This is a genomic window from Caulobacter sp. (assembly GCF_965279145.1).
Lineage (GTDB): Bacteria > Pseudomonadota > Alphaproteobacteria > Caulobacterales > Caulobacteraceae > Caulobacter.
The window spans coordinates 1,063,808-1,075,927 of the sequence record NZ_OZ257139.1; the positions used below are offsets into that span (position 1 = coordinate 1,063,808).

Consider the following 12,120-nt stretch of genomic DNA (forward strand, 5'->3'; position numbering starts at 1 on the left):
CCGTCGAATAGGGGGCCCAGGTGATTTTTTCGGATCGTCGACTGGCGGTCGCAAAAAACCTGGGCCCCGCGAGGGCGGGGTTTCGGTGTCGTCTTAGCCCTTCAGGACCTCAAGCAGGGTTTCGCCCAGCTTGGCCGGCGACGGCGAGACGCGGATGCCCGCGGCTTCCATCGCGGCGATCTTGTCTTCCGCGCCGCCCTTGCCGCCCGAGATGATCGCGCCGGCGTGGCCCATGTGACGGCCGGGAGGAGCCGTACGGCCGGCGATGAAGCCGACCATGGGCTTCTTGCGGCCGCGCTTGGCTTCGTCGGCCAGGAACTGGGCGGCTTCTTCTTCGGCCGAGCCGCCGATTTCACCGATCATGACGATCGACTTGGTGGCTTCGTCGGCCAGGAAGAGTTCCAGGATGTCGATGAACTCGGTGCCCTTGACCGGGTCGCCGCCGATGCCGACCGCCGTGGTCTGGCCCAGGCCAGCGTTGGTGGTCTGGAACACGGCTTCATAGGTCAGGGTGCCCGAACGCGACACGACGCCGACCGAACCGGCCGAGAAGATACCGCCCGGCATGATGCCGATCTTGCACTGGTTGGGCGTCAGGACGCCCGGGCAGTTGGGGCCGATCAGGCGCGACTTGGAGCCTTGCAGCGCCTTCTTCACCTTGACCATGTCCAGCACCGGAATGCCTTCGGTGATGCAGATGATCAGGCCGATCTCCGCGTCGATGGCTTCCAGGATCGAGTCGGCCGCGAAGGGAGGCGGCACGTAGATCACCGAGGCGTCGGCGCCGGTGGCTTCCTTGGCTTCGCCGACCGTGTCGAACACCGGCAGGCCGATGTGCGTCTGGCCGCCCTTGCCGGGGGTCACGCCGCCGACCATCTTGGTGCCGTAGGCGATGGCCTGTTCGGAGTGGAACGTGCCCTGGGCGCCGGTGATGCCCTGGCAGATGACCTTGGTTTCAGAACCGATGAGGATCGACATTTAGCGAGCACCCTTCACGGCCGCGACGATCTTCTCGGCGCCGTCAGACAGGTCGTTGGCGGCGATGACGTTCAGGCCGCTTTCCGAGATGATTTTCTTACCGAGTTCGACGTTGGTGCCTTCCAGGCGCACCACCAGCGGAACCTGCAGCCCGACTTCCTTCACGGCGGCGATGACGCCTTCCGCGATGATGTCGCAGCGCATGATGCCGCCAAAGATGTTGACCAGGATGCCCTTCACGGCCGGATCGGCGGTGATGATCTTGAAGGCCGCGGTGACCTTCTCCTTGTTGGCGCCGCCGCCGACATCGAGGAAGTTGGCCGGCTCGGCGCCGTACAGCTTGATGATGTCCATGGTGGCCATGGCCAGGCCGGCGCCGTTGACCATGCAGCCGATTTCGCCATCGAGGGCGATATAGGCCAGGTCGAACTTGCTGGCTTCGATTTCCTTGGGGTCTTCTTCGCTCTCGTCGCGCAGCGCCTTGATGTCCGGGTGGCGATAGAGAGCGTTGCCGTCGAACGACAGCTTGGCGTCCAGAACCTTCAGGTGATCGTCGGCGGTGACGATCAGCGGGTTGATCTCCAGCATGGCCATGTCCTTGGCCAGGAACGCCGTATAGAGCTGCGTCAGCAGCACGGCGGCTTCCTTGGCCAGGCCGCCGGTCAGGCCCAGGGCCTTGGCCAGCGCGCGCTGGTGGGTCGGCCACACGCCGGTGGCGGGGTCGATCGAGAAGCTGTGGATCTTCTCGGGCGTGGCGTGGGCCACGTCCTCGATGTCCATGCCGCCTTCGGTCGAGGCGACCACCGAAACCATCGAGGTTTCGCGGTCGACCAGCAGCGACAGGTAGAATTCCTTGGCGATGGCCGCGCCTTCCTCGATGTAGAGGCGGTTGACCTGCTTGCCCTTGGGGCCCGTCTGGTGGGTCACCAGCACGCGGCCGAGCATTTCGGCGGCGTTGGTCTTGACCTCATCGGCCGTCTTGACGACGCGAACGCCGCCCTTGGCGTCGGGGCCCAGGCCCTCGAACTTGCCCTTGCCACGGCCACCGGCGTGGATCTGGCTTTTCACCACGAAAACCGGCGTGCCCAGCTTTTCAGCGGCGGCGAAGGCTTCTTCGGGAGTGAAGGCGGCGAAGCCGCGCGGAACAGGGGCGCCGAACTCTGCGAGTACGGCTTTGGCTTGGTGTTCGTGGATGTTCATGAGGGCCCGGTCTCGACGACGGCTTTTCTGAAATGTGGCCGGGTTATAGGAGCGTGATTTCCCAGGCGCAACCGCGCTTGGCCTATAAGGCGCCCACTTGCGCGGTTCTTATGTCCGAAAGGACAGCGGCGCCGCCATCGTGAGCGCCTCGGGCAAGGAAGCCCCTGACCCTACGACACTGTTACCGGTCACACACGCAAGACCCTCCCGCGCGGCCCCGCCCTCGCCCGCTCCGCTTTCCATCACGCGCCTTTTTGAAATCCCGGAGGCGCCCGACGCCGGCTAGGGATAGGGCCACGGCCACCACGGCCCAAAGTGTCGGCGCCTACCGCCGCCAGATCACCTTGACGCCAAGGCCGCCGCGCAGTTGGGGCCGCAGCTCGACAGGCGGCTTGGGCGGCGCGTCGGCCACCACGGCCGTATCCCAGCTGAGCCTGTAGCGCACCAGATAGCCATCATGGTCCGACAGCCGAGGCCCCGACCGGGATGCGTCGAACAGGGTCTCGATCCGGATGGGCCGCACGGTTACGGGCCCGGCGCTGGCGAAGGCCTGCAGGTCCTGAGAGCGCAGCCACGGCCGAGGCGTCGACGGATCCAGGGCCTGGCCCTCGCAGGGATTGGCGGCGCGGTCGCAGAATTCGCTGACCACCTGGTAGGGCCGCTCGGCGGATCGATAGTCATAACGGTCGGGGGCGTTGCGAACATTGAAGTCGCCGCCGACCAGCAGCGGCCGATCGACGTCGCGATGGGCGTTGATGAAGGTCATCAGCTCTTCGGTCTGCAGGTTGTGAGCGCGCAGCGACCGGGCGATCGGCACCCTGGCGGCCCGACGCGAATTGAGGTGGGTGTTGACGATCTCGATCTGGCGGGGCGCGCCGGGCAGCGCCAGGCTGGCCAGCATCACCCCCTTGTTAGCCAGACAATCCAGGCCCGCGCAGTAGCGGTAGGGCGTGTCCTTGACGTCCGTGATCGGCGCGTCGCTCAGCATGTGCAGGCCGGCGCCGGTGAACTTGCCCCACCCCTCGCCGAATGACGGATAGCGCACCGTGGCGTAACGCCGCCCGCCCTCTGGCGCCGCGCCCGAGGCGCGTTCGGAGCGGCTGGGCCCGCGCGCCCAGTAGTGGTAGCCGCTGGCCTTGACCAGGTCGCCGACCTCGCCGCGAAAGCCCTCCTGGATCAGGACCACATCGGGCTGGCGGCCGGCGCGTCGCATCGTCGCCAGTTCCGCCCCGATCGCCTTCAGGGCCTTGGCGCGGCCGCTGGCCAGCGGCCAGGGCAGGCCTCGGATATTGTAGGTGAGCACGCTGATTTCGGTGCTGTGGGCGCCCTCGTGGGGCGAGGCGCCGAGATCCGTCAGGTCGGCCGTCAGGACCGCCAAGGCGGGAACCACGGTCAGAGTCGCCAAAGTCATCATCGCCGCTCCCAGACATGCGGGCCGCTTTGAAGGACGATTCAGACCGTAATCGTCCTCAAGACGGCGCGTAGTTCAGACGCAGCCGGATGTTTACTGAGTTCCTTGCCGGCAAGTTCTGTCTCCGCTGAGTCGGCGACGGCGAAGTGAATCAGACGCGAAGGTTTTGTTGCTTGGGCCAAACGGGGCGCGGCGCAACGCCGCACCCGGGCCGCCGCAGTCTCAACGCTTGGGCGAAACCGATGCCGTCGCCCGTCGCTCCAGCTTGCCCCAACCGACGCTGCCGCCGCGCACGGCGGCGACCACCGACTTGATCACCACATAGTACATCAGCTGACGGTAGCCGAAGCGCTGGATGGGCAGGAACGGCAGGTCGGCCCAGGGCGCGCGCTTCTCCAGCGCCATGCCCAGGGCTCCGGCCGACAGGTCGACCAGGATGAAGACCGCCCAGTAGAGCAGCCCCTGCAGGGTGTCGTCCGGCCGCCACTCCAGCGGATGGGCGACCGCGCCATAGAGGCCCGAAATCAGGCTCCAGACCACCGCCAGGTCGACCAGCGGCGCGGCCACGGCCAGGATGATCTGGAACAGCCAGATCTGCGGCAGGGCGATGAAGCCCAGCACCGGGTTCTTTCGATTGAACATCGCCGAGCGATGCTTCCACACGCATTGCAGCGTGCCGAACGACCAGCGGAAGCGCTGCTTGAGCAGGCCGCCCACCGTGTCGGGGGCCTCGGTATAGGCGCGCGCCTCCGGGTCGAAGGCCACCTTCCAGCCGGCCCGCTGGCAAGCGATGGTCAGGTCCTGGTCCTCGGCCAGGGTGTCGGACGGATAGCCGCCCAGCGCGTCCAGCACGCTCTTGCGCCAGGCGCCGACCGCGCCGGGCACCACGGTGACCGCGCCCAGGGCCGACAGCGCGCGGCGCTCCAGGTTCTGGGCCGTGACATATTCCAGGGCCTGCCAGCGGGTGACGATGTTGAGGCGGTTGCCGACGATGGCGTTGCCGGCCACGGCCCCGACCTCGGGATCCTGGAACCAGCGCAGCAGCTGGCCGATGGTTGAGGGGGGGAACAGGGTGTCGGCGTCCAGGGCCACCACATACTCGCCCTTGGCGGCGGCCAGGCCCTTGTTGACCGCCCGCGCCTTGCCGCCGTTCTTGAAGCGCATCAGCGTCACGCGCGAATCATCGGCGAAGGCCGCCTTGACCTGGGCCGAGGTGCCGTCGGTCGAGCCGTCGTCCAGCACCAGCACTTCCAGATTGGTCCAGTCGGACTCCAGGATCCGCGCCACCGAGGCGGCGATGACCTTTTCCTCGTTGAAGCAGGGGATCAGCACCGAGACCAGCGGACCGTTCCCGACATCCAGGTCGGGCGGGGTCACGGCGGTCCAGCGGTGCACCAGGGCCAGGCTGGCCAGGAACACCAGCCGCGCCACGCCCAGGAAGATCGCGGTCAGGAACAGCACCGTCATGCCCGTCCGCATCCAGCGGAAGAAGTCGAAGCCCAGCCGGTCCAGGGCCAGCTCGACGCCGTCGCGCGAGGTCGGCGGCATGGCCTGGGCCGGGGTCATGCCGGCCAGTTCGCCCACCGTGACCAGCCGATAGCCCCGCGCCCGGATCGCGTCGATCAGGCCCGGCAGGGCCGCCACGGTGCGGCTGCGATCGCCGCCCGCGTCGTGCAGCAGAACCACCTGACCCGGGCGATTACCCGGATGGTCCAGTCGATCAAGGGTGCGATCGATGATCGCCTGGGGATCGGGCTTTTGCCAGTCGTCAGTGTCGATACGCAGGCCCACGGTCATGTAGCCCAGGGTCTGGGCGATCACGAGCGGCGCCACCTCGTGCGGGGTCGAGGGCTCGGCGTCGCCGAAGAACGGCGGGCGGAACAGTCGCATCGAGCGGCCGGTGATCACCTCGAACAGGCGCTGGGTGGCGTTCAACTCGACCTGCACCTGGGCCAGGGGCGTCTCGCCGATATTGGGGTGGGTCCAGGTGTGACCGCCGACGTCATGGCCTTCGCCGACCTCTCGCGACACCAGGTCCGGACGATTTTGCATGTTCTCGCCGATGACGAAGAAGGTCGCCGGCGCGTGCTTGGCCTTGAGGATGTCGAGGATCTTCGGCGTCCAGCGGCCATCGGGACCGTCATCAAAGGTCAGGGCCACCAGGCCCGGCTTCTGGCCATAGCGCTCGATGACATAGGAGCTGGGAAGGACGTCATAGCTCTCGTCCGAGACCAGGGCGGTGTCGGGATCGAACTCCAGGCTGCGCTTACCCGGCGTCGGCAGGGACGAGACGTGCAGCACCTCGCCGCCGCCGTCGAAATCCACCCCCTGGCCGGTGGCCAGCTCGCGCAGGCTGGCGGGATCGGCCTTGCCATAGGGCTTGCCCAGCAGGTTCCAAACGCCCGGATCCTCCATGCCCATCCGCCACAGGCCATAGCCGCGCGGCCGCCAGGGGTCGGAGACCTTGATCTGGTTGAACAGGGTGACGGCGTCGAGGAACCAGACCTCGTGATTGTCGCCGTTGTCGTCGGTGTAGGCATAGGTCGGGTTCAGGGCGTTGTCGTCCATGCGGATCGTCGCGCCGCTGTCCTGGGCGTTGCGCATGGCCTCGTGGAAGGTCGCCGCCGCGCCGGAGGCCCGCTTGCCGTCGGGCTTCAGCGTCCAGTCATAGCCATAGGCGCCGAGCGCCAGGATCGTCCGGTTGGGGTCCAGCCGCTGGAAGCGCTTTTCCAGCTCGGTCTCGTACCAGTCCTGGCCGGCGTTGGGGCCCGGATCGCCCAGGGCGTAGTGCTGGTCGTAGGCCATCAGCACCAGGGCGTCGGCGGCGTCCTGCAGGCGCTTCAGCGGCCAGCCTTCCTCGTCGAACGGCGCGGTGACCCACACCTCGCGGCCCGAAGGCTTCAGCGCCGCGCGGACCTCGGCGAGGAAGCCGGGATAGGCCGCCAGCCCCTTGGGCGACAGGGCCTCGAAATCGAGGATGTAGCCGCCGTAGCCGTGACCATTGGCCAGATCGACCAGATGGCCGATCAGCGCCTTGCGGGCCGCCGGACTGGTCAGCAGGGCGTCGGCGGCCGGGCCGTTGAAGGCGGCGTTGGCCGAGTTGTGCACCAGCGGCAGCACGGCGGGATGGTTGGAGGCCGAGGCGATGCGGGCCACGCCCTGCGGGTCGTCGGTCAGATCAACCTCGCCGGCCGAGCCCTTGATGGCGATCCACTGCGGCGAGACCACGTCCAGCTTGTCGATGTTGCGGCGCAGGCTGTCGCGCGAGTCCTCGTCCCAGGGGACATAGAAGCCGACGTTCAGCGGGCGCTCGGTCTTCCCATTGGGCGCGACCTTGGGATGGGGCACGCGCCGCCAGGTCCGGGCCAGCCGATGCCGGCGCGGCGTTTCCTGGTGCAGCGAGGTCAGGACGTGCGGGTCGCGCAGCGGCGCGTCGGGCAGGCGCGGCGCGAAGGCCAGGGTCGCCAGGAAGCCGGCGACCACCGCGGCGACCACCGACAGCACGATCCCCAGGATCAGCTTGGCCCGCCTGTCCCGTCGCCCGGAAGGATCATGGAAAACGTGCCGGTCGTCGGGAGTCATGGGCGTGCTCGTGGTTCAAGCGGCTCTTGATCCCCGATCTTGGCCTAACCGTGACCGTTTCGCGTCCCTGAAACAGCGCGGCAATCTGTCGTCGTCAGTCGACCCAGTCGCGCTTGAGCCGGCGCGAGGCCAGGATCAGCAGGATGGCGCTGGCCACATAGAAGCCCAGACCGAAATACAGGGCGTGGCGCATCGACTCGGCGCCGTAGCGCGGGGCCAGCAGGTCGGAGACATAGCCGAAGAACCACAGGCCCACGGCCAGGCCCAGCAGGTTGTTGATCAGCAGGAACAGGGCCGAGGTCGTGGTCCGCATCGAGGCCGGGGCCAGGTGCTGCACGGCGGCGACCACCGGACCCAGCCACGCCAGGTTCAGGCCGGTGGGGATCAGGAACAGCGCGAAGGCCAGCACCAGCGAGTGGACGTTCATGGCCAGCAGGAAGCATGGCAGGGCGATCAGGAAGCAGATGGCCGGCGCCAGGGCGTAGGCGGCCTTGTTCTTGGCGCCGAACCGGTCGGCCAGCACGCCGCCCAGCCAGATGCCCGCCACGCCGCCAAACAGCGACAGGGCGCTGTAGAACAGGGCGCGCTCGGTCAGCGACAGGCCAAAGCTGCGCTGGAAGAAGGTCGGCAGCCAGAAGGCCACGCCATAGCCGCAGATCGACGAACAGGCCGCGCCGAACGACAGCAGCCAGAAGCTGGGCTTGGGCATGATGGTGGCCAGCACCGCGCCGAAGGCCGGGGCCTTGGGCGCCTCGACGGGCGCGACCTCGCCGGGCTCGCGGTCCATCCCGCCGCGCACCGGATCCTTGACCACCCACTTGAAGATCGGGGCCAGCACCACGCCGGCCAGGCCGACCGCGATGAAGGCGAAGCGCCAGTTGACATAGGCCGCGATCAGCCCGCCGAACAGCACGCCCAGGGCCGTGCCCAGGGGGATGCCGAACGAATAGACCGCCAGGGCCCGGGCGCGCTGCGACTTGGGGAAATAGTCGGCGATCAGCGAATAGGCCGGGGCCACGCCGCCCGCCTCGCCCACGCCCACGCCCATGCGCGACAGGAACAGGCTCCAGAAGCCGCCGGCGAAACCGCAGGCGATCGTGAAGCCGCTCCACAGGGTCAGGGCCGTGGTCATGATCCAGGTGCGGCTGACGCGGTCGGCCAGCCAGGCCAGCGGCACGCCCAGGGTCGTGTAGAGCGCCGCGAACGCCACCCCGCCCATCAGCCCCAGCTGGGTGTCGGTGAGATGCAGGTCGGCCTTGATCGACCCGGCCAGGATGCCGAGGATCTGCCGATCCAGGAAATTGAAGGTGTAGGCGAGGATCAGCATCGCCAGCACGACGTACCGATAGCGCGAGCCCGGCTGCTCGATTTGGCGCTCGCCCATGATCGTCCCCACTACGTTTTACGCAAAGAAATGGCGTCGGCGCGTTGCAGCGCGCCGACGCCAGTTTTTACCTAGATCAGAATGCCAGTTCGACGCTCGCCGACACCGTACGCGGCGGGCCGTAGAAGCCGATGACCGAGTTGTTATACGTCGCGACGCCGAAATTATAGCCGCCCGTACGATAACGCTCGTCCGTCAGGTTCTTGCCGGTCAGGGACAGCTTGTAGCCGCCGCCCGGCGCCGTCCAGATCGCCGTCAGGTCCACCAGGGTGAAAGCCTTCTGGTCGAGCAGCGGCAGGGGCTGTTCGAACTGCTGGTAGCTGTCGCGATAGCTGACCATCGGGGTCACGGCCAGCAGGCCGCCGGCCACGTCGGTCGTCCAGGTCAGGCTGACATTGCCCGTCCATTCCGGCGTGTTCTGGAAGCCGTACAGGTCGGCCACGTTGACCACCTGGCCGCCCGCCGGAATCACCTGCGAAGGGTTCAGCGGGTTGGGCGCGCCGGCCGGCACGAAGCGGTTGAAGGTGTCGTACTTGGCGTGGATGTAGCCCAGCGCCACGCTGCCCGACAGGCTGGCGGCCAGCTTGGCCTTGGCTTCGAACTCGACGCCGTACAGGGTCGAGGCGCCGGCGTTGTCGATCGAGCTGGCGATGCCGCTGGGCACCACCACCTGGGTCGAGACCTGCTGGCCCTTGTACTTCGACAGGAAGGCGGCCGAAGCGAACGAGACGCGACGGTCGAACAGATAGCCCTTCAGGCCGGTTTCGTAGGCGTCGACCGTTTCGGGTTGATAGCCATTGACGGTCTGCGGGGTGATCAGGGCGTCGCCGCGCATGTCCCAGCCGCCCGACTTGAAGCCCTTCGAGTACGAGACATAGGTGTTCAGGTCGTCCGACAGCTCGTACGACGCCGACAGGCGCGGCGTGAACTGCGAGAAGGTCGTCGTGGCGCTGTAGTTGGTGCGCGTCTGCAGGATCGGACGCTGGGCGCCGCCCTGGAACGGCGTCGGCGTGGCGCCCAGATAGAACAGGCGGAAGGTGTTGCTGCGCTTGTGATCGCGCGTGGCGCGGGCGCCCAGCGAGACCTTGAACTTGTCGGTCAGGTTGGCGCTGAAGTCGAAGAAGGCCGCGAAGCTCTGGGTGCTGACCTTGCCGCCGTCGGCGATGGCCAGGCCCAGGTTGCCGGCGATGGTGTCGAACTCGCCCGAAGCCTGGCTGTTCATGTAGTAGAGGCCAAACACCCCCTGGACGTTCTCGTCCGAATAGACCGCCTGCAGTTCCTGCGAGAACGACCGGTCGTCATACTTGGCCGGCACGTCGAGGGTCGGCAGCGGGGTGCCGTCGAAGTCGATGACGGTCTTGGTGTGACCCTTGCGGCTGGCGGTGATCGACTTGAGGGTCAGGTGGTCGGTGGCGTCGTACTGGCCGGTCAGCGACACGCCTTCGGTCACCACCGAGTTCTTGTCGCCCAGGCCCGCCTGGGTGTCATAGACGTCCAGCACCTTGTAGCCGCCCGTCAGGGTCGGCAGTTCGCGGTGGCCGTGACGCGGGTTGGAGTCGTCCTCGACCTTGTCATAGGCCAGGCGGAAGAACAGGTCGTCGGTCGGCTTGTACTCGGCGCTCAGGCGGATGGCCTGGACGTCCTTGTTGTACTGCTCGGCGCCCGTGGTCAGGTTCTTGCCGAAGCCGTCGCGCTTGTAGAGGGCGTAGGCGCCGCCCACCGACAGGCCGCCGCCGATCGGCGTCTGGGCCGAGACCAGCAGGTCGGTCTGGTTATAGCTGCCGTAGGTGCCCTTGATCTTGGCCTGAGGCTCGTCGCCCAGGCGCTTGGTCACGTACTTGATCGCGCCGCCGATGGTGTTGCGGCCGTACAGCGTGCCCTGCGGGCCGCGCAGCACTTCGACGCGCTCCACGTCGAACACGTCCAGCACCGCGCCTTGCGGGCGATACACATAGACGTCGTCGACATACAGGCCCACGCCGGGCTCATAGCCCCACAGCGGATCCTGCTGGCCGATGCCGCGGATATAGGAGATCAGGGTCGAGTTCGAACCGCGGGCGGTCTGCACCGTGATGTTCGGGGTCGTCTGCTGCAGGACGGTGATGTCCGCGCCGCCCTGGCGGGCCAGGGTCTCGCCGCTATAGGCCGAGACGGCCACCGGCACGTCCTTGAGATTTTCCTCGCGCCGACGCGCGGTGACGACCACCTGCTCGACTTGCAGGTCGCCCTGGGCGGCGGCCGGGGCCGCGTCCTGGGCCGAGACGGCCGTCGCGGCCGCGGTCCATGCAGCGCCAGCCAGCAGCGCAGCCTTCCACATCGATGTCATTGGGTTTCCCCTCCCTTGTGTTCCGCCCACCCGAACCGGGTCCTTTTGGCGGACACGTGTTCGGAGCTCGCGAATTCATCGAACCGCGAATTGCCACACTGTCACTCAACCGGCGTATTCGCGCCAGTCTTTTTTCATCAGATGATGAAATGGTAATTCAGGCGACGGACGATGCCTGGTTCTGGCGGGCGATCACCGCCTCGAACCCCGCCGCGCAGTAGGCGAACAGGCGGGCGCGCACGGCCTCCAGATCGCTGGAATGGCACTCGCCGTCCGACAGCGAGTCGATCCGGCCGGTCTCGGAAAGGGCCAGCATCATCGAGCCGGTCAGGAACTGGTAGCACCAGAAGAGGTCGCGATACGCCGCGTCCGGACGCGCGGCCTTCAGGGTCTCGACCAGCTTGTGGACCACCGGATCGAAGAACCGCGTCATGGTCTCGCCGCCCCAGACCGGGGTGTTGTTCACCTGGGCCACCAGCACGAAATAGTTCTTCCAGCCCTGGCCGCCCTCCTGGGAGATGCGCAGCAACGGCTCGATGAAGGCCTCGATCACGCCCTCCACCGTCATGCCCCCGGCATGGGTCTTCACATACAGGTCCATCGAGGCCAGGCGCGCCTGGTTGAGGATCTCGGCCCGGCGCAGGAACACCGCGTCGAACAGCTCGCGCTTGGCGCCGAAATAGTAGTGGATCAGCGCGGTGTCGACGCCGGCCTCGGCCGCCACCTGGCGGGTGGTGACGCCATAGAAGCCGTGACGCGCGAACAGGCCCTCGGCCGCGTCGAGGATGGTTTCCTTGAGGTCCAGACCCTTGGCCTTGGACGGTCTGCCACGTCCGCCGGGACGGGCGAGGGGCTTGGCTGCGGTCATTCGACTCTCGGGCCTGCCTTGATTGCGCTGCCCCCGGATGGCGCATCCGGGAGAGCGTGGCAAGGTGGATGAGGCGCGGGCGGTCCAGGTTCGCGCTCGCCGTCGTACGGACAACAGACGGGCCCGGGGTCTGTTTGGTCGGGATCGGACATAAGATCCTCCCCCTAGCGGGGGAGGTGTCGGCCCCCGGGACCGGCCAGAGGCCGGCCCTAGGATAAGCTCCGCCGACGGAGGGGAAGTGCTGCTGAGTCATTGCGGTCTTCCCCCGCCGGCCTCCGGCCGCCTCCCCCTTCAGGGGGAGGATCTATCGCGCTCCATCCTCTGCGTTCAGCGAATCGAACGCAGCAAAATCAATCGCTTCCAACTTTCTC

The 12,120-nt window shown here is 67.3% G+C and carries 7 protein-coding genes; all 7 read right to left on the bottom strand.

What is annotated here, in order from left to right:
• Positions 1 to 93: 93 nt before the first annotated feature.
• The gene (gene sucD, locus ACQY9P_RS04915; RefSeq protein WP_421736382.1) at positions 94 to 978 is read right to left on the bottom strand and encodes a succinate--CoA ligase subunit alpha; all 885 of its coding nucleotides are present in this window, start codon (positions 976 to 978) and stop codon (positions 94 to 96) included.
• Positions 979 to 2,178 carry an ADP-forming succinate--CoA ligase subunit beta gene (gene sucC / locus ACQY9P_RS04920; protein ID WP_421736381.1) on the bottom strand — a complete coding sequence of 400 codons (1,200 nt, stop codon included), beginning with the start codon at positions 2,176 to 2,178 and terminating at the stop codon, positions 979 to 981.
• 325 nt (positions 2,179 to 2,503) lie between these two features.
• Complete coding sequence (locus ACQY9P_RS04925; protein WP_421736380.1) at positions 2,504 to 3,589, bottom strand: endonuclease/exonuclease/phosphatase family protein; 1,086 nt, start codon at positions 3,587 to 3,589, stop codon at positions 2,504 to 2,506.
• A gap of 222 nt (positions 3,590 to 3,811) precedes the next feature.
• Positions 3,812 to 7,171: a glycosyltransferase gene (locus ACQY9P_RS04930; protein ID WP_421736379.1), complete on the bottom strand. Its 3,360-nt coding sequence runs from the start codon at positions 7,169 to 7,171 to the stop codon at positions 3,812 to 3,814.
• Positions 7,172 to 7,265: 94 nt separating this feature from the next.
• Positions 7,266 to 8,555 carry a spinster family MFS transporter gene (locus ACQY9P_RS04935; RefSeq protein WP_421736378.1) on the bottom strand — a complete coding sequence of 430 codons (1,290 nt, stop codon included), beginning with the start codon at positions 8,553 to 8,555 and terminating at the stop codon, positions 7,266 to 7,268.
• A gap of 76 nt (positions 8,556 to 8,631) precedes the next feature.
• On the bottom strand, positions 8,632 to 10,881 hold the full coding sequence (locus ACQY9P_RS04940) for a TonB-dependent receptor (protein ID WP_421736377.1): 2,250 nt from the start codon (positions 10,879 to 10,881) through the stop codon (positions 8,632 to 8,634).
• A gap of 157 nt (positions 10,882 to 11,038) precedes the next feature.
• Entirely contained in the window at positions 11,039 to 11,749 is a 711-nt protein-coding gene (locus tag ACQY9P_RS04945; RefSeq protein WP_421736376.1) for a TetR/AcrR family transcriptional regulator, read from the bottom strand.
• Positions 11,750 to 12,120 lie beyond the last annotated feature (371 nt).

Coding starts and splice junctions, on each gene's coding strand:
- sucD (WP_421736382.1), bottom strand. CDS start 978: ATGTCGATCCTCATCGGTTCTGAAACCAAGGTCATCTGCCAGGGCATC.
- sucC (WP_421736381.1), bottom strand. CDS start 2,178: ATGAACATCCACGAACACCAAGCCAAAGCCGTACTCGCAGAGTTCGGC.
- ACQY9P_RS04925 (WP_421736380.1), bottom strand. CDS start 3,589: ATGACTTTGGCGACTCTGACCGTGGTTCCCGCCTTGGCGGTCCTGACG.
- ACQY9P_RS04930 (WP_421736379.1), bottom strand. CDS start 7,171: ATGACTCCCGACGACCGGCACGTTTTCCATGATCCTTCCGGGCGACGG.
- ACQY9P_RS04935 (WP_421736378.1), bottom strand. CDS start 8,555: ATGGGCGAGCGCCAAATCGAGCAGCCGGGCTCGCGCTATCGGTACGTC.
- ACQY9P_RS04940 (WP_421736377.1), bottom strand. CDS start 10,881: ATGACATCGATGTGGAAGGCTGCGCTGCTGGCTGGCGCTGCATGGACC.
- ACQY9P_RS04945 (WP_421736376.1), bottom strand. CDS start 11,749: ATGACCGCAGCCAAGCCCCTCGCCCGTCCCGGCGGACGTGGCAGACCG.